The sequence below is a fragment of the Borreliella californiensis genome, from assembly GCF_014205885.1.
GTDB classification, from domain to species: domain Bacteria; phylum Spirochaetota; class Spirochaetia; order Borreliales; family Borreliaceae; genus Borreliella; species Borreliella californiensis.
In genome coordinates this window covers 1-26,612 of sequence record NZ_JACHFB010000008.1, presented here as the reverse complement: position 1 = coordinate 26,612, position 26,612 = coordinate 1, and the positions used below count along the sequence as shown (strand labels likewise).

Below are 26,612 nucleotides of genomic sequence, written 5' to 3'. Positions count from 1 at the left end.
TAAACTATCTTTATGTTATGTTAAAACATCATGAGGATGAGATTCTTTTAATGCAGAGTGGCTTATTTTTACAAACTTAGAATTTATTTTTAAATCAGATATTGTAGTTGTTCCTAAATAACCCATTCCAGACATTAAACCACCTTTTAATTGAGCCAAAATATCTTTTAATTTTCCAGAATACGGCACCATGCCTTCAATTCCTTCGGGAACTAATTTTTTAGGTTCGTTGTTTTCTAGTTGAAAATATCTTGACTTAGAGCCTCTTTTCATAGCAGAAATAGAGCCCATTCCAACGTAAGATTTGAATTTTTTTCCATTGTAAATTATTTCTTCCGAAGGAGATTCTTTTGCGCCTGCAAAGAGATTCCCTATCATTACGCTATCAGCTCCTGCTGCAATAGCTTTAACCACATCTCCTGAAAATCTGATTCCGCCATCTGCTATAATGCAAATATTTGTATTTTTACAAACTTCATAAACATCGCAGATTGCTGTTATTTGGGGAACACCAACTCCTGCAACGATTCTTGTCGTGCATATGCTGCCCGGACCTATTCCTACTTTTAAGCAGTCTGCTCCTGCACTTATTAAATCTAATGCAGCTTCTTTAGTTACTATGTTGCCAGCAATAAGATCTAAGTTTGGGTATTTGTTTTTAATTGTTTTTACAAGCTCTATTATTCTTGTAGAATGTCCATGGGCAGAGTCTATAACAAGAATATCTACAAGTGCTTTTGTAAGCTCTTCAACACGTTCTATGGTATCAACATCAATGGAAACAGCAGCACCAACTCTTAGTCTATTATTCAAATCTTTGCACGCATTAGGAAAATTTTCTTTGTGTTCTGCATTTTTGTATATTTTGGATTTTTGTTCGTTTGTATCTCTATTAGTGTTAATAGTCTTTTGAAATTTATATGTTTTTACTTTTTCTATTTCTTTTCTTTGAGCTTCTATTGACATATTTTTATGTATAATTCCTATTCCACCTTCTTTAGCAATGGCTATTGCCATTTGGCTTTCTGTAACAGTATCCATTGCTGAGCTTAAAAATGGTATGTTTAGGGATATGTTTTTTGTCAATTGTGTTTTTAAACTAACCTCACTAGGCAATATAGAGGATTTTCTTGGAATCAAAGACACATCATCAAAAGTTAAAGCTTCTTTTATTATCTTATTTGTCATAATAAAGTTTCCTTTTTATTGGTTTTGTTATTCCCATTCTATGGTTGATGGAGGCTTAGAAGATATGTCATAACAAACTCTATTTATACCTCTAACTTCATTGATTATTCTTGAAGAAACTTTTTTTAAAAAACTATAAGGAAGTTCAGTCCATTCTGCAGTCATGAAGTCTTGGGTATTTATACATCTAATTACAGCTGTGTATTCGTATGTTCTTTGATCTCCCATTACGCCCACAGATTTGACAGGAAGCAATACAACAAATGCTTGTCTTATTTGATAATATAAATCATTTGTAAAAAGCTCCTCCGTGAGAATATTGTCTGCTTCTTGTAAGATATTTATCTTCTCTTGTGTTACTTCTCCAATTATTCTTATAGCTAGTCCTGGGCCTGGGAATGGGTGTCTATAAAGAGATTCTTTTTTAATGCCTATATTTATTCCGATTTGAATTATTTCATCTTTAAAAAATTCATTCAAAGGTTCTAGAAGTTTTAAATTCATCTTATCTGGGAGTCCCCCTACGTTGTGATGAGATTTGATTTTTGAAGAAACACTATCTTTTGATTTAGATTCAATTACGTCAGAATAAATTGTTCCTTGAGCTAAATATTCTATATTTTGATCTTCTAGAGTAATTTTTTCAAAAACATCTACAAATTCTTTCCCTATTATTTTTCTCTTTTCCTCAGGATCACTTATATTTTTCAAATTATTCAAGAATTTTGCAGAAGCATCAATGTATTTTATGTTTAAATCATATTGATGCTTTAATTCTAGTATTTTTTTATCTTCATTTTTGCGCAACAATCCGGTGTTTACAAAAACGCAGATTAAATTTTCTTTTATTGCTTTTTTTATAAGTAATGCACAAACCAAAGAGTCTGTACCACCAGAAAGTCCCAAAATAACCTTTTTACTACCAACTTTGAGCTTAATTTTTTCCACAATGGTTTCTATATTACCTTCTAATGACCAATTAATTTGAGCTTGGCAAATTTTAAAAACAAAATTTTTAATTATTTGATCGCCAAATTCAGAATGAGTTACCTCTGGATGGAATTGAAGACCGTAAACTTTTTGAGTTTCATTTGATATAGAAGCAATACAATTTTTTGTAAAAGCTAATTGTTTAAAATTATCAGGAATCTTTTCAATACTATCTCCATGGCTCATAATGATTTGAAATTTGTTTGGAATTTCTGAAAACAAAAGAGATTTTTCATCTTTTAAAAAGATTTCAGAACTTCCATATTCTTGCTTAGAGTCTTTAGATACTAGGCCTCCAAATAATTTAACAATTATTTGCATTCCATAACATATGCCCAAAATAGGTATTTTTAAGTTAAAAATTTCTATGTCCAAGGTAGGCGCTTCTTTTGAATAAACAGAAGCAGGTCCCCCACTTAGTATTATTCCTGAGATGTTCATAGTTTTAATTTCTTTTAAAGAAATATAGTAAGGCATTACTTTTGTATAAACGCCAATTTCTCTAATTCTTCTTGCAATTAGCTGGCTATATTGGGATCCAAAATCTAATACAAGTATTGCCCGAGCATTCATCATATAAGTCCTTAAAATAAATTAAAAGTTTTCTTATTAAACATATTTTATTTAATTTTAGCATATTTAACTTTGTTTATTTCGATTTTAAAATTCAATTAAGATAAGTTTTTTCAATAAATAATCTTGAAAAATTATTCAATAAGTAAAATTGAAAAAAAATTGAAAAATAGATTTTTTTTGAAAAAAATTGAAAAAAAGAAAATGTTGAACTAATAATTCATACATAAAAAGGAGGCACAAATTAATGAAAAAGAATACATTAAGTGCAATATTGATGACTTTATTTTTGTTAATATCTTGTAATAATTCAGGAAAAGATGGCAATTCTGCATCTACTAATCCTGCTGATGAGTCTAAAGGGCCCAATCTTACAGAAATAAGTAAAAAAATTACAGATTCCAATGCAGTTGTGCTAGCTGTGAAGGAAGTTGAGACTTTGCTTGCATCTATAGATGAACTTGCCGAGAAAGCTATTGGTAAAAAAATACAGCAAAACAATGGTTTAGGTGCTGAAGCAAATAAGAATGGATCATTGCTAGCGGGAGTTTATTCAATATCAACTCTAATAACAGAAAAATTAAGTGCAATGAAAGATTCAGGAGGATTAAAGGCAGAAATTGAAAAGGCTAAGGACTGTTCCGAAAAATTTACTAAAAAACTAGAAACCAGTCACGCAGAGCTTGGTAAAAATGAGGCTACTGATGATGATGCAAAAAAAGCTATTTTAAGAACAAATGGGGATAAAACTAAGGGCGCTGAAGAACTTCAAAAATTATTTGAGTCAGTAGGGGGCTTGGCAAAAGCAGCTAAAGAAATGTTAACTAATTCAGTTAAAGAACTTACAAGCCCTGTTGTAGCAGAAACTCCAAAAAAACCTTAATTAAGATCAATAGATTAATTTGTTTTAAAAAAGTAACTGGAAAAATAAAGTCAATAAAAGTCAAGAAAGATTTCTTGGCTTTTATTTTTCTATTCCCTAAAAAAATTTTTTAAAATGAATTTTAAGAAGGGAGTAAATACTTTTAACTTATAAGTTCTTGTTTTAAAGAATAAAAACCCATTTCAAAAGCCGTTAATAAATTGAATTTAAGTATTTTAAATATAAATAAATTAAGTAGTAATTTTGAAGGCTTAAACAGTTTTAATAGATTTTAAAGGTAGTATAAGTGTTTTTAGATGCATGTGATTTGAATGCAGGTTATTAATAGAGAAAATAATCTTTTTGAAGATAAAAACTTTTTTTATGATTTATAATTTAAGTTTTTGAAATTTTAAATTTTAAATTTTTTTTATAAATAACAAATAGTCAATAAATATAAATAAATTTAATAATAAAAACTAGACATAGTATTATCATTACTGGAGAGATTTTATTTCTTTTATTTTCCAATAAATTAAGTATTATGTTTATTAAAACATAAAATATTATTCCAATACTTATACCTGAAGAAATATTATATGTTAAGGGAATTAAAAAAAATATTAAAAAACAGGGAATATTTTCTCTTATGTTAGAGAAATTAATTTTTAATATTTCTCTGCACATTGAAAATCCTACATATATTAGTGCTGCAGCAGTTGCACTAGCAGGAACAGCAATAAATAATGGAGAAAGGAATATCGCAATAAAGAACATTATTCCCGTTACTATTGTTGTAAGTCCAGTTTTACCGCCTTCTTCTATTCCTGTGCAACTTTCAATGTATGCAGTTACAGTTGAAACTCCCATTATTGCTCCAACAGTAGTAGAAATGGCATCAATTAAAAATATTTTACCAACATTAGGAATTTTTCCGTTTTTGTCTAACATGTTACCTTTTGCAGCTACTGCTATTAAAGTGCCTAAAGTATCAAATAAATCGTTAAACAGCAGTATCAATACAATTGTAATAAAACTCCAAAAATGTTTGCTTAATATGTAGGAAAAATCCAACTGGTTAAATATTGGTCCAATAGATTCGAATCTTAAAATTCCATCTGGAAAACGTATTCCAGCAGTAACTGCACCTTCTGGGCTAAAGATGGCATATATCCAGGCTATAGCAGTGACTGAGCAAATTGCCCAAAGTATACTTCCTCTTACATTTAATTGTTCAAAAATTACAATAAAAAATAATCCTAAAAACGTAAATAAAACTTTTAAGTCAACAAGCGATCCAATTCCAACCAATGTAGCATCATTTTTAATGATGATTCCCCCATTGACAAAACCAATAAAAGCAATAAAAAGCCCTATTCCAACCGTAATAGAGTATTTTAAATTTACTGGTATGGAATTTGCAATGCTTTCCCTAGCTCTTGATAAAGAGAGTACAATAAAGATTAACCCTTCAGTAAAAACAGCAGCTAATGCAACTTGCCAAGGAATATTCATTCCAATTACTACAGAAAATGCAAAAAATGCATTAAGCCCCATGCCTGGTGCTAGTGAGATAGGGGTATTGGTATAAAGTCCCATTAATATACTAGAAAAAGCTGATGTTAAACAAGTAGCAGTAACTAACGCACCAATTGGCATACCTGTGCTAGATAGTATTGCCGGATTAACAGCTATTATGTATGCCATACTCAAAAAAGTGGTAATACCGCCTATAATTTCCTTTTTATAATCGATGGTTTTATTTTTAAATTGAAATAACAATGTTTCTTTGGATTGATTCATTACAAATTACTCCTCAAATTTTATTTTATAACAAAAAGAAAACCAGCGCTATTTATTATTATTTAAATCTATTAGTAAAATGCATTGATATATTTTTTGTGAAAATATTAATAACCATAAATAAATTTGATAATAAAAATTAAGCATAATATTAGAAGTACAGGAGAAATTTTAATCTTTTCTTTGCTAAAAAAATTAAATGCGACATTTATTAAAATATAAAATGCTGCACCAACAAAAAATCCCGAAGAAATACTATAAGTTAAAGGAATCAAAAAAAATATTAAAAAGCTAGGAATATTTTCTCTAATATTAAAAAAATCAATTTTTATTATTTCTCTACACATTGAAAATCCTACATATATTAGTGCTGCAGCAGTTGCACTAGTAGGAACAGCAACAAACAGAGGAGCGAAAAAAACTGCAAATAGGAATAATACTCCAGTTACAATTGAAGTAAGACCCGTTTTTCCACCTTCGGCAATTCCTGTAAAACTTTCAATATAAGTAGTAATGGTAGAAACTCCCATTATTGCTCCAAAAGTAGTAGCAATACCATCTACCAGTAATATTTTTTTTGCGTTGGGAATTTTTCCATTTTTATCCAACATACCACCTTTTGTTGTAACGCTTATTAAAATGCCCACAGTATCAAATAAATCATTGAACAGTAGAATAAAAACTATTGATATAAAAGTCCAAAAATGTTCATTTAAAATATAAGAAAAATCTAATTGATTAAATATTGGTTCAATAGATTCAAATTTTAGAATCCCGCTGGGAAGACGTATCCCAATAGATTGAGCACTTTCTAAATTAAACATCGCATATACCCAAGCTGTAAGAGTAACTATACTAATTGCCCAAAGTATACTTCCTCTTACATTTAATTGTTCGAAAATTACAATAAAAAATAATCCTAGAAATGTAAATAAAACTTTTAAGTCAACAAACGATCCAATTCCAACCAATGTAGCATCATTTTTAATGATAATTCCCCCATTGACAAAACCAATAAACGCAATGAAAAACCCTATTCCAACTGAAATAGAATATTTTAGATTTATTGGAATAGAATTTATAATTTGTTCTCTTACTCTTAAAAAGGATAAAAGAATAAAAATTATTCCTTCAATAAAAACAGCGGCTAATGCAACTTGCCAAGGAATGTTCATCCCAATTACCACAGAAAATGCAAAAAACGCATTCAAGCTCATTCCAGAAGCTAATGCTAGAGGTGTATTGGTATAAAGCCCCATTAGTATAGTAGAAAGTGCTGCTGTTAAACAGGTTGCAGTAACTAGCGCACCAATTGGCATGCCCGTGTTAGATAGTATTGCTGGGTTAACAGCTATAATATATGACATACTCAAAAAAGTAGTAATACCTGCTAAAATTTCCTTTTTATAGTTGATATCACTGTTTTTAAATTGCAAAAATAAACCTTTTATATATTTTCCCATAAAACTTTCCTTTTTATTGTTTAAAAATATTTTCAATAATAAATTAGTCTTTTAATTCTTTTTAAAGGCTTATTGCACCTTATTAATCATATTGTTCTGAAAAAGAATATTTTCACTGTCAGGTAAGCTTGAAAATACAATAGTTTTAATAATTTTTTCAGAACTATTTGTAATAACAAATTTTCTAGCTTTAATAAGCTTTAAATAAGCTTTTAAAGAAATATCTTTTCCAACGCTAAAAAAGGTTTGAAGATATTTATCATCAATTAGCTTGTAACGATTAAATAAAAATAAGGCAATTATATCATTTTCAACTTTTAAAAATAAAGGTTCTTTGTACCTTAAATTCCAAGTATTAGAAATGGTAAAATAATGCCTTAAAGAAATTTTATTATTCTCTTGAATTAATTTAATATATTTAGAATTTTTTTTTAATTCAGGAATGCCATCAAAAGAAATTGTAGAACAAGACAATGTTAAAAGTATTAGATAGAAAAATAATAAATATTTTTTAAAAATTTTTAAGAAAGTCAATAATATATGGGGGTTTTTATAAAATTTTGTTTTTAAATGCATATTCTAAAGTATTTTTTGTATTCTTGAAATTAACATCAATAAACCTTGGATCATATTGCAAGGTACCCTTAGTCCAAGCCTGAAAAGAATCCTCGTTAAATAAAAAAACTAGCTTTTTGTAAGGAGTTAAAGCTTTCGACATAAGATTGAAATTATCTTTATCGAGATTAATGTACAAAAACTTAAAATTTCCAATACTAACTACCTTAGAAATAGCAATACTTCCAATATATTTATTGTCTTGAATTAATTTCAAATAACCTTTAGTAAAATTTAAATTTGAATCTAGCATAACATTTAAAAAAACAGTAAATTTATTGTTAGATTTATCTTTTTTAATATATATTTGACTATCTGGATAAAAATAAAGAAAATAATCTGCTCTTTCAATTTTTTCAAAATTCTTTTCTAAATCTTCAGCAATATTCAAAATATTGCAAGAAGAACAAAGAAAAACCATTAAAATCAAAAAAAAACTATATTTCATAATTAACTTATATTATACAATACAGAAAGGAGAGTATTTATACTAAATGAATGAAAACAAATTCAGCTCTTATATTGAAAATTCTAAAGCTTATTCAGATTATATAATATTAAAACATAAGATATTACTCATTCCTGTTCCTATAATAAAAATTGCTATGGGAGAAGATCTTAAAATTTTCGAAATAGGTTTTCAAGATAAGCATAAAGATTTTTCAGGATATATTCAATTAAATGAAAACTCTTTATATATAAATGAAAACATGAGTCTTGAAAATAAAAGATTTACAATAGCAAAATACTTGGGGCATTATTTGATGCATCAAGATCAAATTAAAAATATATCTAAAAATGAAAATTATTATAATGATATTCAAGATAGTCAAATGGTAACAGAAGCGAATATATTTGCAGCAAACATATTAATTCCAACAACCACATTAAAATTAAAATTATCTCAATATAAATCTAGAAAGTACCCTCAAAAAACAATAGCAAAAGAATTTCAAGTAACCGAAAATACAATTTATTTAAAATTAAGCATACTCAATAATCTTAGCAAAATAGACAAAATAAAAAAGAGTAAAAAATTTATAAAAATCAAAAACACAAAAGAAAAAATAGAAGCCAACATTTACCTCCATAACACAGATAAAATTAAAGAATCAATAGCTCTTGATTTGGAAAAATATGAACTTAAAAAAAAAGAACAAATTAAAAAAATATTTGAGGATCTAGAGTAAAAAGCTTTCTTAAGCTAAAAACTTTTTGAGTATATATTCCATCTTTGCATTAGCCAAAACTAAATAATCTTTACTCTTAATAAGAGAATTTAAATGCATTTTTGCAATTACAATCCAATACTTATTATTCATAAATTTTTTAACAGTTGGAAAATTTATTTTCAATGAAAAATTTTTCATAATTTTTTGTTTTTCAAGATAAGATAAAACTTCTGTCTTAAAAGATGCGCCTTGAGTCGAACTATAAGCAATAAGTATTCTATATAATTTTTTATTATAAATAAAAAGGTCTTTAATAAAATTAATATTATTATTGAAATTAGATTCATCAACGTAAATATAAGCACTATTTTTAGTATCACTTAAACTTTCAAAATCAAACAAATGATGTAAATGTTCATAGTCTTTTATTTTAAAATTTGAAATCTTCAAATCAGGATAATTCATTAATGATGATAAAGCAGTTAAATTTATTTTATCTTTTTCTGGCATTTTAACCAAAGATATCGTTGAACAACCGTAAAATAATAAAAAATAAACAGGAACTAAAAACTTCTTCATTTAATGCCTAATTGTATGCTTTTAGCAAAATAAAGTAAAGTAACTAAAAAGATATAAATATTTTGATATAATTTAAAAATAAACTTTAAAAGGATGTAAAATGAGTTATTACGTGCTAAGCAAAATATTTCTATACTCTGGATACCTTGCTATTGGATTTTTATCTTTTACAATTTTCAATAAAAACTTGAGAAATAAAATCAGAGGCAAATTAAAAAATTTATATTTTTTATATTATTTAACTTTTTTTACTCTTTTTATTATTAGTTCAAATTTATCTTATTACTTTACCGAAAAGCAGTTGTTGGAAGATTTTGATATTTTTGAAAAAGAATTTCTTGAAATACATAAAATAAACGAACAATTTTTTCAAAAATATCTACTAAATTTCCCAGTACCAATAAGAATGGAATTGATGTCAAAATTTGATCCAATATATACAGTGTTTAATGCTAGTTTTGAGAAATATGCTAAAAACACCGGAAAAAGTTCTTACGAAATTCAAACAAATTATAAAAATTATGCCAAAGCAACAAATTTAGAAATTAAAGAAAAACTTGAACAAATAAAAGAAAATATTACTCCTATTTATAATAAACATAAATTACCTGTTCTAAATGGAAAAAATACAGAAATAAGTATTGATAAGAATGGAAATATTATTCCTGTTATAAAAAATGCAAGCGGACAAATAACAGAATTGCTGTTTTACGATCAAAATTATAATTTAATCCCCTTTAAAAAATTTGGAGGCTATAAAGTTAGATTTGATTTAATCCCAGAAAATAAAAATATACACTTTAAAGAACTAATCGGTGTTTACTATCTTGATGAAAAAAATATTATTACTCCCATAGAATATTATAAAAATAATATAGAGACCAGCCCTTATTACATAGACTTGCAAGAAAATAAAGATAATTTTCTTAAGACAATAAAAATCAAAAAAGAATATAGTTTATACATTGAGAAAAAAAAGCAGCTACAAAATTTAACTGAAAATGACAAACTTGATGATTTTAAAGAATTTTTAGCAAAAAATAATAATATTTTTTCATTAAATACAATATTTTCTAATGGCAATCCAATATTTACTTATGCCATAAATGTAAGGGCAAAAAATATTCTAAATTATTTAATAACAAAAGAATTTAATATTAATTTAACAAATCAAAGTTCTCAAACGGCGCTTCATAATGCTATAATTCAAAAATATGATTTAAATTTTATTAAATCACTTATCGAAAAAGGCGCTAATCCAAATATCAGAGATGGTGAAAATAAACTACCTATAGATTACTCCGATAAAACTAGTGAAATCTATAAGTATTTAATCGGAATTTAGCTTTACAATGATAATTGCTGATTAATTAGCATTGTAACAACATTCTAAGCTAAAATAATCCGATTTATTCCTAAATTTAATTTAAAGTAATTTCAATGAAAATAAGGATTACAAACAATGCTTTATAATAAATGCCTTGAAATTAAATTGAAAATAATCTTTAATGATTTTAAAAAAAATTTTTTACAAACAACACTTTAATATATAAGTATTTATTCAATACTTATATTTACAAGATTAAAAAATCTTGTTAAGATATTAAGCGTATTATACAAATTAATTATTTTAATTAATTAATTCATACTTAATAAAAGGGGAAAATTATGTCAACATCATCAGCATCTATATCTATATTTACAATATTACAAAAAATAGGAAAAGCCTTCATGCTTCCAATAGCGCTTTTACCAGCAGCTGGAATTTTATTGGGAATTGGGGGAGCATTTACTAATGAAACAATGATTCAAGCTTATGGATTAGAAGGGGTCCTTGGAAAAGGAACTGTGGCTAGCTCAATACTTTATCTTATGAAATATACAGGAGAAGTAATTTTTGCTAACCTGCCTTTAATGTTTGCAGCAGCAATTCCAATTGGACTTGCCAAAGTAGAAAAAGGAACAGCTGCCTTAGCAGGAGTTGTCGGATTTTTAGTTATGCATCAAACTATAAATGGAATCTTATACATACAAGAAATCACACCAGAAAGCGCAAGCTTAAAAGCACTATTGGAATTAGGAATGCCCGAAACAGTTGCAACTGCAAAAAGTCAAGAATATACAAATGTACTTGGAATATTCTCTCTTCAAATGAGTGTAATGGGGGGGTTGATAGCCGGATTTGTTGCTGTATTTCTTCATAACAGATTTCATAATATTCAATTACCTACATTTTTAGCATTTTTTGGAGGCACAAGATTTGTACCAATCATAACCACAATAACAATGTTTGTAGTAGGAATATTTTTAACATTTACTTGGCCTTTTATCCAAGGTGCAATGACTTCATTTGGAAGAATTGTAGAACAATCAGGACTTTTTGGAACATTTGCATATGGAGCAATAAAAAGATCTTTAATTCCATTTGGACTTCACCATATATTTTATTTGCCATTTTGGCAAACAGCTGTTGGAGGAACATTGGAAATAAATGAAGAACTCATATCAGGAGCACAAAATATATTTTTCAAGCAACTTGCAGATCCTAATACTGTGCACTTTGAAGTTGCAAAAGGAACAAGATTTTTTAGCGGAGAATTTGTTGTTATGATTTTTGGACTACCTGGGGCTGCACTTGCTATGTACCACACATCAAAACCTGAAAATAAAAAAACCGTAGCTTCATTACTACTATCGGCCAGCTTTACATCAATGTTAACAGGAATTACAGAGCCTCTTGAATTTGCATTCCTTTTTGCAGCACCAGCACTTTATTACTTTATATATGTTCCTCTTTTTGGACTAGCATATCTTTTAACACACCTTTTAAACGTAGGAGTTGGACTAACATTTTCTGGAGGATTTATAGATATGTTCCTATTTGGAATACTTCAGGGAAATAGCAAAACAAATTGGATAGCAATTCCTATATTAGGAATCTTCTACTTTATCGGATTTTACTTTATATTTAAATTTGCAATCATGAAATTCAATCTTAAAACAATAGGAAGAGAAGATGAAGAGATGGAAAAAGATATGGTTTCAGAAAAAACAAGCTTATCAGAAACCGCTTCAAAAGTATTAGAAGGTCTTGGAGGAAAAGATAATATTACATACATTGATGCATGTGCATCAAGACTAAGAGTTAATCTAAAACAAATAGAATTCATTAAATCAGATGCTTATTTCAAAAATCTGGGCGCTAGTGGAATATTAAAAAAAGGAAATAGTGTTCAAATTGTATTTGGAGGATTGTCCGATAATATAAAAATGGAAATCGACAAGCTTATGTAAAATTTTTAAAAAAAATATAAAAATAGCTAATCCAATAGAAAAATTTAAAAATTTTTCTATTGGATAGATTTTATACAAAGAAGGTAATAATGTATAAACAACAATATTTTATTTCTGGGAAGGTACAAGGTGTTGGTTTTAGATTTTTCACAGAACAAATAGCAAATAATATGAAACTAAAAGGATTTGTAAAAAATCTAAACGATGGGAGGGTAGAAATTGTAGCTTTCTTTAATACTAAAGAACAAATGAAAAAATTTGAAAAATCATTAAATGGAAATAAGTATTCAAACATTGAAAACATTGAAAAAATAACTTTGGATGAAAATTACCCCTTTCAATTTAATGATTTTAAAATTTATTATTAGAGCTTACTTCTCGTTTAACAAACACTTTAACTCTTTTATTTTTTGACTTCATCTTGCTCATATCAGAATAGTAATTCTTGTGTGCGCAAGATACACTGGCTTTAAAAAATTGTTCAACTTTAAATTTCAAAAACTCTAAAGACTTTCTGTTTCTACAAAAAATATTTAAATTGCCATCAGAAAATCTAATATCAATACCATAATTACACTCTGTTTTTAAGAATCTACACGAAATAAAACTACCATTTGAACTATTCCTATTAAAAAGAATAAAATATTTTTTACCTCTTTTAGACTCTTTAAAATAAATTTTAAGCCAATCTCCTGCTGGTTTAATTGAAGCCAAATTATCATAAAGATAAGAAATATAAATCATTCTATTGTCATTAGATTTTAAAATTTTTTTAAAAAAATAATGGGGTCCTATTTTCATATCAATTATATAATATATCTTATTAATTAAATATTTTCTAATATTCCCCAAATTATTAGCAATGCCTAAAATTTTAAAAAGTAAAAACTATAGTTTATAATTAAAAATTATTGATAAGTATTCTGTAAGTTTTATATAATTATAATTGTATCCATATTTGGCTTTAAAAGCTTTACGAATTTTAACATTCAATCCTCTAACCATTGCCAAAGTTTCTAAGTTATCCTTCAACATCAAATCTTTAATTACAATCAACGTTTTAATATAATTATCATCAAATATATGATGTTCTTCTATCAAACTTTCTAAACGAACCATTGTAAGAGTAGAATAAGTAGCTTTACGTCTAACATATGTATAAATCCTTTGATTAAGCAATGTTAACAAGTTGTTATCTGCCTTATCATCTAAATTATCCAAAACATACCGATTATAATGAAAAGCCGTTGTTATGTCGCTTGGTTCGTGTCCTAAAACTTTTGTTATCCAATAATTCATTTCCATGTTTTTGGGCGCAAATGCAAGATAAGAAAATTTACAATAAATAGCTCTGCAAAAATAAACAGACTCTTCAGAAGCAAAAATATTTTTAAAAATTTGACGAAACAATCTATTGTAACTATATGCAAGATTTGATGAGATTAGCTCTTTAGTAAGATTATCGGTCTGCTCCATATAGCGTATTTCCTTTATAGAATTAATTATTAATTCGGGATCTGCAAAAACTGGAAAAACAACTTCATTAACAACATTGTTTTCTCGCTTTTTTGCAATAAATTCCATACGAATATGATTTTTATCTGCAATATAAAATTGAGAAAGCTTCATTACTTCAACAGGACGACGACCTATTGCCATTAAAACTCCATAAAATTTCAATCTAATATCTCGGTTTTGATTCAGTAAAAGCTTAATTATTTCAATATAGGTATTTAAATTAATTTTAACAAATATCTGTTCTTTCCTATAACTATTAATTTTTTCAATTTTATATTTATGAGCATAATCATTTAACCATTTTGGAGTTACAAATAAATCTATAAAATATTGAAAATAAGGTTTCTCATTATTCATCTGATTTAAAGATATTAAATCCTCTATTTTTTTGCGGTCCTTAATTCCTATATTTTTTAATTCTTTTATTTTTTTTGATTTCCAAAAAAATAAAAAAGTATTATCTCTTCTAATCTTTTCAATTACTGAAAGATTAATATATTCTTTAATTATTTTACGAGTTTTTGAAAGATTTAATATTATTGAGCGATTTGTAAATTTATCTTTTCTAAAAAGAATAGCTTTGTGATTTTCTGCAAGAACTTTTATTTTTTCTTTCAATTTTAAATATGAAAGGTCATCATTGAGATATTTATTATATAGAATTTCTAATTCTTTTCTAAATATTTCAAAATCATTTTTTATCTTCACTTTTGGAGGCATATTAATTCAATTATACCAAGTTTAAAATCTTTAGCTAAGTAAAAAATTTCTTTTAAAGAAATGCTTATTTATTAAATTAAATAATACTAGACTGCATAATAAACCAAAGAAATATTTAATTTACATCAATCAATCTTTTTGTTAATTTAAATCACAAAACAATAAAATAATTTTAAATAAATTCTTTTATTTCCTAAAAAAGAGCTATTAATAAATAGCTCTCTGATATTTTGATCACAAGTTTTGCAACAGTAATTCCAAAAAAATTTCTTATTCTTTTTTTTCCTGCAAAAGTAGCGCCTTATCATATGCTTTGATAAAGGGCAAATACATAAATACTGAAATAATCAATAATAATAAAACCAGAACAAACGATTTAATATCAAACCCTGTAGAAAAAAAAGCTGCAATAGGAGCAGGAGTTGTCCATGGAACCAGAGTTCTAACCCTTTCAATAATTCCAAAATTAGTAAGAGTATATGCAACAATTATATTAAATATAGGAATAAGTAAAAAAGGAATACCTAATATAGGATTTAAAACTATTGGTGCACCAAACATAATAGGTTCATTAATATTAAAAAGACCAGGCGCAAACGAAAGCCTACCTATAGCTTTTAGGTGTTGAGATTTACTAAGCATCATAGCAATAGCAAGCCCCAAAGTTGCACCAGCACCACCAATATACACAAATGAATCAAGAAATCCCCCAGCTAAAATATGAGGAAGTGGAAGATTGTCAGAAAGAGCTCTAATATTAGAATCAAGATTTGACAAAATTATAGGATTAAGAAGAGCAACAATAACATTAGTGCCATGAAGACCACAAAACCATAATATATGAACAATAAAAGAAATTGTTAAAGTCCCAACTAAAGTATCACTAATTTGCAAAATAGGTCTAAACATATTCATAATTATTTCAGGGAAAAGACTTCCTGCCAAACTTTGAATAGCAATATTAACACTTTGAGCTACAATTGAAAGTACAATAACAGGAATTAAAGCCTCAAAAGATTTTAAAACAGCAGGCGGAACAGACTCTGGAAGCTTAATTGCCATATTTCTTTGAACTAAAAATTTATAAACTTCAACAGAAAAAATAGCAGCAATAATAGCAGTAAATACTCCTTGAGCACTAAAATATCTTGCATCAATTACAGGAAACCATGAATTAGGCTGAATTCCCCATTTAGCAGCATCCCCGCCGTAAGGTATCCAATCTGATTGCCCGGCTAAAATTAAAAATGTATAAAGAGATAAAAATCCTCCTGTAATCCCACTAAGTTTATAATGATTAGATAAGTTATAACCAATACCAAAAACAACAAATATAGACATAATGCCCATACTTACATAAAATGGCTGGACAAGATTTCCTTTATATTTAGCCATTAAATCAACATACCACTGTTGATATAGAAATGTTTGAGAATCTGTAAAAGGCAAATTAACCAAAAGTAAAATAAAAGAACCAACTATTAAAAAGGGCATAGAAAAAGTAAAACCATCTCTTAAGGCAATTAAATATCTGTTTGAACCAATTTTACTAGCAACAGGAACTAAAGTAGTTTCAATAAAATCTTGAAAATTCATGAAAACCATCCTCCAATAAAAACTAATTAAAAGTTATAATTAACAACTTATAATATTTATTATAATATAATTTATCCTCCAATAAAAACTAATTAAAAGTTATAATTAACAGCTTATAATATTTGTTATTATATAGTATAATTAATACCAATGATAATAAAATCCTTATAAGATATGTTTATAATAAAATTATTTATTTTAAATATATCTTATAATATGATGTTTATAAGATATATTAAATAATATTAATTATTGATTTATAAATAAAAGGAGAATATTTTATACATGAATAAAAAAACATATAGCATAGAAGAATTAATAGATAAAATAAGCATGCCTGTTGTAGCTTATTCCGGTGAGGCTAAAAGCTTCCTAAGAGAAGCTTTAGAATATGCCAAAAACAAAGAATATAATAAAGCAGAGCTTGCTATACAAGAAAGTAAAAAATCTATTGCAAAGGCTCATGAAGCACACAGAGAAATAATACATCAATCAGCCACTAATCCAAACTCTGTTAAAACGCCTTTTATTTTAATTCATGCCGAAGATCATTTAATGTCTGCAATTTCAGAATCAAGCATTTTTGAAGAATTAATTAATGTTTACAAAATAATAAATGAAATAAAAAACTAGGAGGAAATATGAACATACTACTTGTATGTGGAGCTGGAATGTCCACAAGTATGCTGGTACAAAGAATTGAAAAATATGCTAAAGCAAACAATATAACTGCAACAATTGAAGCTATTGCTGAAACACGACTTGGCGAAGTTATTGACCGCTTTGATGTTGTTTTGCTTGCACCACAGTCAAGATTTAATAAAAAAAGACTTGAAGAAATCACAAAACCCAAAGGAATTCCAATCGAAACAATTAACACAATCGATTATGGCACAATGAATGGCGAAAAAGTATTACAACTTGCAATCAATGCATTTAACAATAAAAATTCTGTTTAAGGAAGACTAAAATGAAAGAAATTGGAATATCTATATACCCTAATGTAAGCCCTAAAAATAAAATTATCGAATATCTTGAAAAAAGTGCTCATTTTGGGTTTACTCAAGTATTCACCTCTTTACTCTATATTAACGGAAATGAATTTGACATATTCAAAGAATTACTTAGCATTGCAATTAAGAACGGGATGAAGCCTATTATTGATGTAAGCCCTGAAATTTTCAAAGAATTGGAAATTGATCTTTCAAATCTTAGAAATTGTCCAAAACTGGATTTTTTTAAAAAGCTTGGTGCTTGGGCAATTAGATTAGACAATACATTCACAGGCATTGAAGAATCATTAATGACTTTTAACGACTCTGACCTTAAAATTCAACTTAATATAAGTAATATAAATAAACATATTGATACAATAATGTATTTTAAGCCTAACACAAAAAATTTACTTGGGTGTCATAATTTTTATCCTCACAAATATACAGGACTCTCAAGAAATTTCTTTAAAGAAACAACAAAAATATTTAAACATTATTCAATCCCAACAGCTGCATTTATTAGTTCTAATAACGCAGAAGAATGCGCACGAGGAAAAGAAAAAGAAGGTGTTCCCACACTAGAATCACATAGATCTAAAGATATAGAAACTCAGACAAAAGATCTTTTCAAAGAAGGAATAGATACGGTTCTAATTTCTAATTGTTTTCCAAGTGAAAAAGAACTAAAAAAAGTATCAAAGGTAAACAGAAATATTTTAGAGCTAAAAGCAGACCTAAATCCAAAAGCAACTTCCGTGGAAAAAGAAATAATAATTGAAAATTTACATTTTAATAGAGGAGACATTAGTTCCTATAGAATTCGATCAACTATGCCAAGAGTGTACTACAATAATAAAAAATTTCCTGTGCATTCCCCAAATGAAATTAAAAAAGGAGACATCCTAATAGACTCTTCAGAATATTTGGGTTATTCAGGAGAACTTCAAATAGCACTAAAAGATACACCAAATAATGGCCTTGTAAACGTAGTTGGAAAAATAGTTAATGACGAAATATATCTGCTTGAAAAAATAGAACCTTGGGAAAAATTCAAAATAATAGAAAATAAATAAATGCACTAATAAAAAGTTTGGTTATTGTAAAAATTTTTCAATTACTTTAAGGACATAATAATAAACAGTAATGTAAGACTCTCTTAAATCAAAATTTTTAGAACTATCAAAAAAATATATAAATTCATTGGTAGAAGAATTAAGATCTTCAATATCATTTTTAAGTTCAAAATCACGATTAATAGCCTTTATATCATCCAAATTAAAATCAATAGTGAAAAAATTCTGAACATTACTATTAGTGCTCTTTTTAAAAGAAACTTTTTTGTAAAAACTATTAATAACGTTAAATTCAGATTCATTTGAATTTAAATTAGAAATTGTTAATTTAAATTTACGATCAAAAAAAATACCAAAATCATAGGTTAATAAGCTTACTTTTTTAGAAATTAAAGCCAATTTCATTGTAATATTATTGCTAAATTTATCTAAAATAAAAAAATAAGAATAATAACTAATATCTTTAATAGAATCAAAGTAATTCTTAGTATGAATGCCGGTTTTAAATTTACCATTTCCCAACGATTCATATAAACCAAGCTCACTTTTCATTACCTCATCTAAAGGTCTAATAAAAATTGAAGAAACACCAATATTACATGAAAACAAAAAAATAATAAGGGGAAAAATAAAATTAAACTTTCTTTTCATCTAAAATTTCTCATTAAATATACTAAAATATATTAATAATAAAAAGCTTGCATAAAAAGCATAACAAATTCTTTAATAATTAAAATCAAAAAGTATATAATTATTGCACTAGAATTTAATTTATACAGTTATATAGAATCACTTAAGGAACAAAAAATGAACTACCTTAAAAACATTTCCTTATTTTTGTTAATTTTAGGTTGCAAATCCATCTCAAATGGTAATTTCAATCTACATGATACAAATCATAAATTAGGAAAACTAAAATTTCAAGAAGACTCAATAATAAGCAGAAATTATGACAATAAAATATCTATTGTGGGAGTATACAACCCTTTAACAGAAAAAGAAAATTTTAAAATCAATATTTACATCAAAAAAAAAGGATTGCAAATAAATCCTGAAAGCATTTTGATAAATGAAGAAAAAATTAATTATTTAAAATATAAAGCAGAACTCAAAATAAAATCTGGCTTTAATAAAAGCATTATTAGTATTTCACTAACTAATTCAAGAGATCTATTAACCCACATTTACGACAAAAGCACAGGAAAATACATTAACATTGACTTTAAAGACAATTGGAATGTATCACATAGCATAAAACTTAATAAGGAGTATATTTTAGCATATATAACAGATTTTGATAAAGAAATTAAAATATCTAAAAATATTTTGCAAAAACGTATTGATAATAGAAAAATTGAAATTGAAAAAACAGAGCTTAAAACAGAATATAATGAAATAGAAGATTATTACATCTACAGTATGAAAATTCCAAAGTTATTTGAAAAATCAAATACCCCCTCAGAAACTTACGAAACATTTGTTATAGCAAATTATTATCCCTGTGAAAATTTAAATATCCTGTTTTTAAATTTAAGCTTATACTCTGACCAATTGCGATTTCTAAATTCCATTTATGACGAGAATGATAGAAAATTAAAAATTGAACCTCCTGTAAGAACTTTAAAGAATTCAAAAACAATAAAAGAAACATTAAATATAGTATTAAGTCCACAAAAAATAATAGAGCTAACAAAAAACATTGAAAAAGATATTACTTTAAAATTAAAATCTTATGGAGAAAAGGGAGAATTCACATTTGAAATATATAAACCACTTCTTTTAAAATTTTTAAAAGAAGTGGATCATTGCATAAAAAATTTGCAATCAAGTAGGCATAAATTTTAACTTATTGAATTTCACACATTTGATTGCAAATTTACTAATAAAACTTTACTTTTTTAAATAAGTGTATTATTATTAATTCCAATGCTTAATGCAATAAAAGATCAAACGATAGGAGCTTAAAATGTATCAAATAAAACCTAGCAAGATGCCCTTTAATAAAGTAGTAGACCGAAGATTGAAAATATTTTGGGTCATCCAAAAACTAAGCGCCAACTATTTCATATCTAAAAAAAAATATTCTCTAAGCAATGTTGTAGTAATGACAAATTCTATATTGGGGAAAAAAGGATTTAAAAAGGTTACTAAAAGAACAATACAAAATGACATAAAAATTTTTGAAAATTTAGGATTAATTAAAAGCCATTTCAATCCACTTGGAAAAAACAATGGAAGTTTCACTTACTACACCATAAATAAAGCCCTTGAAAAATTAGCTAAAAAAATTATCAGTACAGCATATTTTATTGATAAAAAATCAAAGCATGAAAAATCAAAAAATAAACAACTGAAAAAATTTAAAATAATAGAAGAATCTCAAAAATATAAAATTTCACATCAAATAACTTCACATGTATTAAGTGATGATATAAGTAAAAATTATAAGAATTCTAAGTATTCTTTTAAAAAAAGAAATAAAAATATAAAAAAAACTATAAACTTTTTAGAAAAAGAAATTAAAAAAAAAACAAAAACAATAAATCTAGAAGAAATTAAAAAAATAACAGAAAATAACATAACTTATAAAAATTCATTATGGAACTTAAAAGATTTTATAGAAGAATTACACGAATATGAAGAAAAAAAAATTATAAAGTTTTTCAAAAAAACCCTGGAAAAAAAGAAAAAGAAAATATGGTTCATGGCAAAAAAATTCAGAAATACGGACTTTAGTAAACTAATAAAAGAATTTAAGATTAAAAATAAAGTGGAAAGAAAAAAAAACTTCAAAAACTACAACCAAATCAATACTCCAAATAACATAAAAAATGCTATTGTGTTAATGAAAGATCTAATAAAAAACAAAAATATGATAAGCAAATAACAAAGTGAAGCAAAAAAAATCTAATGAAAAATAAAGAAACAAAAAAAAATTTTTTTAACAAAATAGAAAAATCAGAAAACAAAATTATTTATCATACAAAAATCTTTAATATGATAAATAATTTCGAAGCAAAACCAAAGAAAGGAAAATTTTGGCTTTGCCTAAGAAATGTTTTTAACAATAGAAAATACGAAAGCTTCCATTTATTCTCAGTAAAAGAAAATGATAAATTTTTAGGAATTTTTTATGGTTTTATAAACCTTCTAAAACCATTTGTCATAACTTATTCAGAAAAAGGAATAAAAAAAACCATAAGATTAAAAAAAATATTTTATATAGAATTCAAATTCAAAAAAGGAAGTGTTTTTTGTTATTTAAGAAGCTTGTATGTACTTACCAAAAATGAAAATAAAAATAAAATTTTTTATAAATCTCTTTTAGAAAGAACTTTAAAAATTGAAGAAGAAATACACAAATTTTATGGTAAAAAATACGAAAGTAATAAAGGAATATTAAATTGGATAAAAAAAAACCAAAAATAATAACGATTGCATCAATAAAAGGAGGCGTGGGAAAAAGTACAACAGCATTAATGTTTGCAGACATTCTTTCAAAAAAGAATAACAAAACATTATTAATAGATTTGGATCCACAAGCAAGTAGTACAAGTTTTTATATTAATATCTTAAGAAAAAAAAACCTTAGTCCAAAAGATATTAATATATACAAGGTTCTTAAAAAAGAAATAGATATAGAAAATTCGACAATCAAAGTAAATAATAATGTAGATTTCATAGCAAGTCATATAAACCTAAGTAAATTTAATGAAGAAAGCATTTCATTAAAGGAGAATCTACTTAAAATTTTTTTAAGCTTTATTCAAAACAGATATGATTTTATTATAATGGATACAGCACCTACATTGGGAAGTCTACTCAATAATAGTTTGATCATCACGGATTACTTAATTATACCTCTACCAACAGACCAATGGGCAATTGAAAGTTTAGATCTAATAACTAGTAGATTACATGATCTTTTTAGAAAGGATTTGCCAATGTTTTATTTGATAACCAAATTTATTGAAAGACAAAACATTGATAAAGAACTTAAAAAGTTTATCGAGTGCGAATATAAAGGCAGGTTTTTAGGAAGTGTTCCAAAAAGAGATAATTTGCGTAAAACCATTTTTTATAGAGAAGAATTCAATTCTAATGAGGATTATTATAAGGCTTATGAAAATATACTTGAAAATTTTTTAAGTATACTTTCGAATTAGTTCCATATGGAACTTCAAGTTCCATATGGAACTAATTCGAAAGTATACAATGGAGTAAAAACAGAAGATGAAATTAAATAAAAAAATAGAAATTGTCAAAAGGGTTGAATTTAATGGAAATGAAATAAAAAAAAGCAGAGAATCTAGATACTTGAAATTGAAAGAAAAATTAAAAATTTTGATAAAAGAGGAATCTTACAACAAAATTGAAACAGCCAGAATTTTAAAAGAAATTAATGATAACAAATATTACGTCATAGATAAATATAAAAGTTTTGGGCATTTTATAAAAGATTATAATATGGCAAAAACCACTGTTTATAGATACATTAAACTAGCAAAAGGGATCGACAGTGGCAAAATCAATTATGAATTAATTTTAAAAAAAGGAGTATATTATGCTATGCAATTTTTAGAAAATAATGGAATTATAACTAATTCAAAAATTATATTAAATAGGTCACTTAAGTTAAAAATCGAAGATGAAAAAAGTTTTAATTTTTATAAATCAAATACAAACTTTGCAAGTTTTTTACTAAAAGAACTATATTATGATAATCAAAAATTACTTATAAATATTAAAAATAAATATGACAATTTAAAGGATAAAAAATAATATTCTAAATTTATAAAAGTAGCACTACATTCAAAAAATGTTTCAAAAACACTTTACAAAAAAAGAAAATACTATATAATAATTTATATAGATTGAGATGCAATGTCTCGCTCTTGTTGTTTGATTAGAATAATAAGTTGGCTACCTAATGGTAGCCTTTGTCATTTTTGTAAATGAGTAAAATAAAAATTATATACCCTTTATGTCAATTCTATTTTGCAATAAAATGTTTGTTTTAAACTAGAAATAAACAACAAATAAAGATTATAAAAATTAATTTTTATAATCTTTATTTTCAATTGATTCAACCATTACTAGAAAGTCCAAAATTTTATATTTTTTCAGGCTTAAATCTTCCAGTCCAACCTTAATTTTAACTTCATTGTTCTTATAAGAAGCATCTTCTTCTTTAATTGTCTTTTCCAATAAAGACTTAGGCAAAGCAAATGAAGAATAATTAATCCAGTTTCCAAAAAAATGGTTATTATCTCTTTTGTAGCTTACTTTTCCCTCAATTCTAGTTCCATCTGGAAGCAATAAAGGAGTATGCTCTGTTATACTATGGTTTCTAAACTTTGTATATAAAACTATTTTGGTTATTCCTGTTTTATAATTAAAAATTCCTTTAAGTTCTGCATTTTTATTTAAACTTTGGTATATTCTAAATGTTTTTCCAAATTGATCGTGCTCAACGTTTAAGGAAGCGCAAGATATTAATAAAAAAAATGCCAACAATTTTAAAAATTTTAATTGATTTCGATATAATCTCATATCCCTCTCCTTTGATAAAAAAATTATAGTCTAGTGAACATAATAATATATTTTTTATTAGATCATTACAAACAATTTTTAATAAATTAATTATTATTTCTTTATATCCTTATTTTTAACTTTTTGGTTACTACTTTTGTTTAGTATTGCTTTTGCTATAATATATAAGAAAGTTTTTAAATCCTTTAAAGGTGCTTTAAAGGTAAGAAAGTTCTTACAAAGAACTTTTATTGCAACAAAGAAAGTGTTAAATATGATATTTAATTTTAAATTTAATTCTAATTTTTTAAAATTAAATAATAAACTATTTTTTATTTAAAAATAATAAATCTAAATAAACCCAATTTACAAATAGATAAATAATGGAATTTAAAATTATTTTTTATTTATGTAATAACCATAGTAGAGAAAATAATAAAAAATCGTGATCTTTCCAATACAAGATCAATTGCTTTATTTATATACTGTAGAATAACTAATTCTGTTTTAAAAATTTAATATTAAAATCATTAAAATGTATCCAGATAAAGATTAAAAATCAAAACATATATTATATTTTCTAGAATAATTTAAGTGCTTTTAATAATGTTAATGTGAAATTATATTTCATATATAATAAAATATAGGCAAAATTTAAATTTATAGAAACTTGTAAGGATACTTGTATGAAAATATTGATAAAAGAGTTAAAATTTGTATTAATTTTTAATTTAATTTTATTTATTTCTTGTATTAATGAAAGTAATGGAAATAAATTAGTTTTTAAACTAAATATCGGAAGTGAGCCTGCTACTTTAGATGCTCAATTAATAAACGATACAGTTGGGTCGGGGATTGTAAGTCAAATGTTTCTTGGCATTTTAGATGGAGACCCCAGGACTGGAGGATACAGGCCGGGACTTGCAAAAAGTTGGGATATTTCTGATAACGGAGTAGTATATACGTTTCATTTAAGAGATAATCTTGTTTGGAGCGATGGAGTTGCCATTACTGCCGAGGGAATAAGAAAATCTTATCTTAGAGTTTTAGATAAAGAAACTGGATCGTCTTTTGTTAACATGATTAAGTCTGTTATAAAAAATGCAGAAGAGTATTTTGAAGGCAAAGCAAATGAGTCTGATCTTGGAATTAAAGCCCTTAATGAGAAAACTTTGGAAATAACGCTAAAATCCCCAAAGCCATATTTTCTTGATATGTTGGTACATCAGACATTTGTCCCTGTCCCAGTGCACGTTATTGAAAAGTATGGACAAAGGTGGACAGATCCTGAAAATATGGTTGTTAGCGGTCCTTTCAAATTAAAATCTAGGGTTTTAAATGAAAAGGTTGTTCTTGAAAAGAATAATAAATATTATAATTCCAAAGATGTTGTTCTTGATAATGTAATATTTTTTGTCGCAGATAATAGCATTACAGCTTATAATATGTATTTAAATGATGAACTAGATGCAATTTTTAATAATGTTCCACCAGATTTGCTTAAGGATCTTAAGCTTAGAGATGATTATTATTCAATGGGGACCAATTCAACCTCTTTTTATTCTTTGAATATAAAAGTAAAACCGCTTGACAATGTTAAAGTTAGAAAGGCGCTGTCTCTTGCTATTGATAGAAAAACTTTAACAGAGAGTGTTCTTAATGATAGTTCTATTCCTACAAGAAGAGCAACTCCAGATTATATTGATTACTCTTATAAAAGCAATCTAAGCTTATTTGATGCTGAAATGGCAAAGAAGCTTTTGGTGGATGAAGGATATCCCAATGGTAAAAATTTTCCTTTATTGAAAGTAAAGTATAATACAAATGATCGTCAGAGAAAAATTGCTGAATTCATTCAAAATCAATGGAAGAAAAACTTAAATGTTAATGTCCAGCTTGAGAATGAAGAATGGTCAACATATATAAATAGCAGGGTAAATGGTAATTATGAAATAATAAGAGCAGGATGGTCAGGAGACTACGCTGATCCTATGACATTTTTAAGTATCTTTAAAACCGAAAACACAGCTTTTTCATCTTATGGGTATTCAAATTCTGAATATGATAAACTTTTAATAAAATCAGATAATGAAAGGAATGTTCTTAAAAGACAGGAAATTCTAAAAAAAGCAGAAGCAATAATAATCGAAAGAGATTTTCCGGCTATATTTCTTAATATAACTTCTTCTAGCTATCTTTTTAGAAACGACAAGTGGAAAGGTTGGGAGCCAAATATTTCACAAAGATTTAATTTATCTGAAATAAAACCAATCAAATGATTTATGTTTTATTTGTTCCTAAAAATTAATTTTTAATTGTAAATAGGTTATAGCTAAATCTTGTGAGTTGGCTATAACCAAAAATAAGAAATGGATTCTGAAATTAAGAAATCAATTCTTATTAAATTAATTATTTTAGAATTATTATTTTTAAATAGAGTAAATGCTAGTATATTAATGCTATAAAAAATATTACAAAAACCGATGGCATTATTTTTTGCCTATCAGGGCTGTTATTTTTTTTAAAAAGAATAATGTAAGCTATTAAACTATCTTTATGTTATGTTAAAACATCATGAGGATGAGATTCTTTTAATGCAGAGTGGCTTATTTTTACAAACTTAGAATTTATTTTTAAAT

At 26.0% G+C, this 26,612-nt stretch carries 26 protein-coding genes; 14 read left to right on the top strand and 12 right to left on the bottom strand.

The window, feature by feature from the left end; genetic code table 11:
• Positions 1-15: 15 nt before the first annotated feature.
• Positions 16-1,188, bottom strand: coding sequence for an inosine-5'-monophosphate dehydrogenase (guaB, locus tag HNP67_RS06115; protein ID WP_184125609.1), 1,173 nt, complete (start codon positions 1,186-1,188; stop codon positions 16-18).
• 27 nt (positions 1,189-1,215) lie between these two features.
• Complete coding sequence (guaA, locus tag HNP67_RS06110) at positions 1,216-2,751, bottom strand: glutamine-hydrolyzing GMP synthase (protein WP_184125607.1); 1,536 nt, start codon at positions 2,749-2,751, stop codon at positions 1,216-1,218.
• A 247-nt stretch (positions 2,752-2,998) separates the two neighbouring features.
• On the opposite strand from guaA, the gene ospC reads away from it, so the two are divergent.
• Positions 2,999-3,634, top strand: a complete 636-nt coding sequence (ospC, locus tag HNP67_RS06105) for an outer surface protein OspC (RefSeq protein WP_184125605.1) — start codon at positions 2,999-3,001, stop codon at positions 3,632-3,634.
• A gap of 426 nt (positions 3,635-4,060) precedes the next feature.
• Here the strand turns inward: ospC and HNP67_RS06100 are convergent, their stop codons facing one another.
• From HNP67_RS06100 to HNP67_RS06085, 4 genes are all read right to left on the bottom strand, one after another.
• Positions 4,061-5,416, bottom strand: a complete 1,356-nt coding sequence (locus tag HNP67_RS06100; protein WP_184125603.1) for an NCS2 family permease — start codon at positions 5,414-5,416, stop codon at positions 4,061-4,063.
• Positions 5,417-5,523: 107 nt separating this feature from the next.
• Positions 5,524-6,879, bottom strand: coding sequence for an NCS2 family permease (locus HNP67_RS06095; protein WP_184125601.1), 1,356 nt, complete (start codon positions 6,877-6,879; stop codon positions 5,524-5,526).
• A 69-nt stretch (positions 6,880-6,948) separates the two neighbouring features.
• The gene (locus HNP67_RS06090; RefSeq protein ID WP_184125599.1) at positions 6,949-7,455 is read right to left on the bottom strand and encodes a hypothetical protein; all 507 of its coding nucleotides are present in this window, start codon (positions 7,453-7,455) and stop codon (positions 6,949-6,951) included.
• Positions 7,430-7,942 (bottom strand): hypothetical protein, encoded by a 513-nt coding sequence (locus HNP67_RS06085; RefSeq protein WP_184125597.1) that lies wholly within the window; start codon positions 7,940-7,942, stop codon positions 7,430-7,432. The genes HNP67_RS06090 and HNP67_RS06085 overlap by 26 nt, the downstream gene beginning before the upstream one ends.
• A gap of 46 nt (positions 7,943-7,988) precedes the next feature.
• On the opposite strand from HNP67_RS06085, the gene HNP67_RS06080 reads away from it, so the two are divergent.
• Positions 7,989-8,684, top strand: coding sequence for an ImmA/IrrE family metallo-endopeptidase (locus tag HNP67_RS06080; RefSeq protein WP_184125595.1), 696 nt, complete (start codon positions 7,989-7,991; stop codon positions 8,682-8,684).
• Between the two features lie 9 nt (positions 8,685-8,693).
• Here the strand turns inward: HNP67_RS06080 and HNP67_RS06075 are convergent, their stop codons facing one another.
• Positions 8,694-9,245, bottom strand: a complete 552-nt coding sequence (locus tag HNP67_RS06075; protein ID WP_184125593.1) for a hypothetical protein — start codon at positions 9,243-9,245, stop codon at positions 8,694-8,696.
• 100 nt (positions 9,246-9,345) lie between these two features.
• On the opposite strand from HNP67_RS06075, the gene HNP67_RS06070 reads away from it, so the two are divergent.
• From HNP67_RS06070 to HNP67_RS06060, 3 genes are all read left to right on the top strand, one after another.
• Positions 9,346-10,590: an ankyrin repeat domain-containing protein gene (locus tag HNP67_RS06070; protein WP_184125591.1), complete on the top strand. Its 1,245-nt coding sequence runs from the start codon at positions 9,346-9,348 to the stop codon at positions 10,588-10,590.
• Between the two features lie 323 nt (positions 10,591-10,913).
• Complete coding sequence (locus tag HNP67_RS06065) at positions 10,914-12,539, top strand: PTS transporter subunit EIIC (RefSeq protein WP_184125590.1); 1,626 nt, start codon at positions 10,914-10,916, stop codon at positions 12,537-12,539.
• 89 nt (positions 12,540-12,628) lie between these two features.
• Entirely contained in the window at positions 12,629-12,907 is a 279-nt protein-coding gene (locus HNP67_RS06060; RefSeq protein WP_184125588.1) for an acylphosphatase, read from the top strand.
• On the opposite strand, the gene HNP67_RS06055 is transcribed toward HNP67_RS06060, so the two are convergent.
• The 3 genes from HNP67_RS06055 to celB form a co-directional block, all read right to left on the bottom strand.
• Positions 12,891-13,340, bottom strand: coding sequence for a hypothetical protein (locus HNP67_RS06055; RefSeq protein ID WP_184125586.1), 450 nt, complete (start codon positions 13,338-13,340; stop codon positions 12,891-12,893). The two genes, HNP67_RS06060 and HNP67_RS06055, sit on opposite strands and share 17 nt — an antisense overlap.
• Before the next feature lie 87 nt (positions 13,341-13,427).
• Positions 13,428-14,777, bottom strand: a complete 1,350-nt coding sequence (resT, locus tag HNP67_RS06050; protein ID WP_184125584.1) for a telomere resolvase ResT — start codon at positions 14,775-14,777, stop codon at positions 13,428-13,430.
• Between the two features lie 270 nt (positions 14,778-15,047).
• Entirely contained in the window at positions 15,048-16,373 is a 1,326-nt protein-coding gene (celB, locus tag HNP67_RS06045; RefSeq protein ID WP_184125582.1) for a PTS cellobiose transporter subunit IIC, read from the bottom strand.
• Between the two features lie 285 nt (positions 16,374-16,658).
• Here celB and HNP67_RS06040 point away from each other — a divergent pair, with 285 nt between their 5' ends.
• Genes HNP67_RS06040 through HNP67_RS06030 form a run of 3 tightly spaced genes read left to right on the top strand, consistent with a single transcriptional unit; the run spans position 16,659 to position 18,441 of the window.
• Positions 16,659-17,006, top strand: coding sequence for a PTS sugar transporter subunit IIA (locus tag HNP67_RS06040; RefSeq protein WP_184125580.1), 348 nt, complete (start codon positions 16,659-16,661; stop codon positions 17,004-17,006).
• 8 nt (positions 17,007-17,014) lie between these two features.
• Positions 17,015-17,332, top strand: a complete 318-nt coding sequence (locus HNP67_RS06035; protein ID WP_184125578.1) for a PTS sugar transporter subunit IIB — start codon at positions 17,015-17,017, stop codon at positions 17,330-17,332.
• An 11-nt stretch (positions 17,333-17,343) separates the two neighbouring features.
• Complete coding sequence (locus HNP67_RS06030; protein ID WP_184125576.1) at positions 17,344-18,441, top strand: alpha3-beta1 integrin-binding protein; 1,098 nt, start codon at positions 17,344-17,346, stop codon at positions 18,439-18,441.
• A 21-nt stretch (positions 18,442-18,462) separates the two neighbouring features.
• Here HNP67_RS06030 and HNP67_RS06025 read toward each other — a convergent pair whose 3' ends face one another.
• On the bottom strand, positions 18,463-19,092 hold the full coding sequence (locus HNP67_RS06025; RefSeq protein WP_184125574.1) for a hypothetical protein: 630 nt from the start codon (positions 19,090-19,092) through the stop codon (positions 18,463-18,465).
• Positions 19,093-19,248: 156 nt separating this feature from the next.
• On the opposite strand from HNP67_RS06025, the gene HNP67_RS06020 reads away from it, so the two are divergent.
• From HNP67_RS06020 to HNP67_RS06000, 5 genes are all read left to right on the top strand, one after another.
• A complete protein-coding gene (locus tag HNP67_RS06020) occupies positions 19,249-20,286 on the top strand; it encodes a hypothetical protein (RefSeq protein WP_184125572.1) in 1,038 nt (345 codons plus the stop codon).
• A gap of 121 nt (positions 20,287-20,407) precedes the next feature.
• Positions 20,408-21,328: a plasmid maintenance protein gene (locus HNP67_RS06015; RefSeq protein ID WP_184125570.1), complete on the top strand. Its 921-nt coding sequence runs from the start codon at positions 20,408-20,410 to the stop codon at positions 21,326-21,328.
• Between the two features lie 23 nt (positions 21,329-21,351).
• Positions 21,352-21,870, top strand: coding sequence for a DUF226 domain-containing protein (locus HNP67_RS06010; protein WP_184125568.1), 519 nt, complete (start codon positions 21,352-21,354; stop codon positions 21,868-21,870).
• Entirely contained in the window at positions 21,846-22,607 is a 762-nt protein-coding gene (locus HNP67_RS06005; RefSeq protein WP_184125566.1) for a ParA family protein, read from the top strand. The genes HNP67_RS06010 and HNP67_RS06005 overlap by 25 nt, the downstream gene beginning before the upstream one ends.
• Positions 22,608-22,674: 67 nt before the next feature.
• Positions 22,675-23,223, top strand: a complete 549-nt coding sequence (locus HNP67_RS06000) for a chromosome replication/partitioning protein (protein WP_184125564.1) — start codon at positions 22,675-22,677, stop codon at positions 23,221-23,223.
• A gap of 273 nt (positions 23,224-23,496) precedes the next feature.
• On the opposite strand, the gene HNP67_RS05995 is transcribed toward HNP67_RS06000, so the two are convergent.
• Positions 23,497-23,994, bottom strand: coding sequence for an oligopeptide permease-like protein (locus HNP67_RS05995; RefSeq protein WP_184125562.1), 498 nt, complete (start codon positions 23,992-23,994; stop codon positions 23,497-23,499).
• 665 nt (positions 23,995-24,659) lie between these two features.
• Here HNP67_RS05995 and HNP67_RS05990 point away from each other — a divergent pair.
• Positions 24,660-26,252 (top strand): peptide ABC transporter substrate-binding protein, encoded by a 1,593-nt coding sequence (locus tag HNP67_RS05990; RefSeq protein WP_184125560.1) that lies wholly within the window; start codon positions 24,660-24,662, stop codon positions 26,250-26,252.
• The last annotated feature ends 360 nt before the right edge of the window (positions 26,253-26,612 follow it).

What these genes read in the sequence shown, in the direction of transcription:
- HNP67_RS06010 (WP_184125568.1), top strand. Translation starts at nt 21,352, where the DNA reads ATGAAAAATAAAGAAACAAAAAAAAATTTTTTTAACAAAATAGAAAAA.
- guaB (WP_184125609.1), bottom strand. Translation starts at nt 1,188, where the DNA reads ATGACAAATAAGATAATAAAAGAAGCTTTAACTTTTGATGATGTGTCT.
- HNP67_RS05995 (WP_184125562.1), bottom strand. Translation starts at nt 23,994, where the DNA reads ATGAGATTATATCGAAATCAATTAAAATTTTTAAAATTGTTGGCATTT.
- HNP67_RS06040 (WP_184125580.1), top strand. Translation starts at nt 16,659, where the DNA reads ATGAATAAAAAAACATATAGCATAGAAGAATTAATAGATAAAATAAGC.
- HNP67_RS06025 (WP_184125574.1), bottom strand. Translation starts at nt 19,092, where the DNA reads ATGAAAAGAAAGTTTAATTTTATTTTTCCCCTTATTATTTTTTTGTTT.
- HNP67_RS06030 (WP_184125576.1), top strand. Translation starts at nt 17,344, where the DNA reads ATGAAAGAAATTGGAATATCTATATACCCTAATGTAAGCCCTAAAAAT.
- HNP67_RS06070 (WP_184125591.1), top strand. Translation starts at nt 9,346, where the DNA reads ATGAGTTATTACGTGCTAAGCAAAATATTTCTATACTCTGGATACCTT.
- HNP67_RS06060 (WP_184125588.1), top strand. Translation starts at nt 12,629, where the DNA reads ATGTATAAACAACAATATTTTATTTCTGGGAAGGTACAAGGTGTTGGT.
- HNP67_RS06085 (WP_184125597.1), bottom strand. Translation starts at nt 7,942, where the DNA reads ATGAAATATAGTTTTTTTTTGATTTTAATGGTTTTTCTTTGTTCTTCT.
- HNP67_RS06015 (WP_184125570.1), top strand. Translation starts at nt 20,408, where the DNA reads ATGTATCAAATAAAACCTAGCAAGATGCCCTTTAATAAAGTAGTAGAC.
- HNP67_RS06020 (WP_184125572.1), top strand. Translation starts at nt 19,249, where the DNA reads ATGAACTACCTTAAAAACATTTCCTTATTTTTGTTAATTTTAGGTTGC.
- HNP67_RS05990 (WP_184125560.1), top strand. Translation starts at nt 24,660, where the DNA reads ATGAAAATATTGATAAAAGAGTTAAAATTTGTATTAATTTTTAATTTA.
- HNP67_RS06080 (WP_184125595.1), top strand. Translation starts at nt 7,989, where the DNA reads ATGAATGAAAACAAATTCAGCTCTTATATTGAAAATTCTAAAGCTTAT.
- HNP67_RS06095 (WP_184125601.1), bottom strand. Translation starts at nt 6,879, where the DNA reads ATGGGAAAATATATAAAAGGTTTATTTTTGCAATTTAAAAACAGTGAT.
- celB (WP_184125582.1), bottom strand. Translation starts at nt 16,373, where the DNA reads ATGAATTTTCAAGATTTTATTGAAACTACTTTAGTTCCTGTTGCTAGT.
- HNP67_RS06000 (WP_184125564.1), top strand. Translation starts at nt 22,675, where the DNA reads ATGAAATTAAATAAAAAAATAGAAATTGTCAAAAGGGTTGAATTTAAT.
- HNP67_RS06035 (WP_184125578.1), top strand. Translation starts at nt 17,015, where the DNA reads ATGAACATACTACTTGTATGTGGAGCTGGAATGTCCACAAGTATGCTG.
- guaA (WP_184125607.1), bottom strand. Translation starts at nt 2,751, where the DNA reads ATGAATGCTCGGGCAATACTTGTATTAGATTTTGGATCCCAATATAGC.
- resT (WP_184125584.1), bottom strand. Translation starts at nt 14,777, where the DNA reads ATGCCTCCAAAAGTGAAGATAAAAAATGATTTTGAAATATTTAGAAAA.
- HNP67_RS06090 (WP_184125599.1), bottom strand. Translation starts at nt 7,455, where the DNA reads ATGCATTTAAAAACAAAATTTTATAAAAACCCCCATATATTATTGACT.
- ospC (WP_184125605.1), top strand. Translation starts at nt 2,999, where the DNA reads ATGAAAAAGAATACATTAAGTGCAATATTGATGACTTTATTTTTGTTA.
- HNP67_RS06065 (WP_184125590.1), top strand. Translation starts at nt 10,914, where the DNA reads ATGTCAACATCATCAGCATCTATATCTATATTTACAATATTACAAAAA.
- HNP67_RS06055 (WP_184125586.1), bottom strand. Translation starts at nt 13,340, where the DNA reads ATGAAAATAGGACCCCATTATTTTTTTAAAAAAATTTTAAAATCTAAT.
- HNP67_RS06075 (WP_184125593.1), bottom strand. Translation starts at nt 9,245, where the DNA reads ATGAAGAAGTTTTTAGTTCCTGTTTATTTTTTATTATTTTACGGTTGT.
- HNP67_RS06100 (WP_184125603.1), bottom strand. Translation starts at nt 5,416, where the DNA reads ATGAATCAATCCAAAGAAACATTGTTATTTCAATTTAAAAATAAAACC.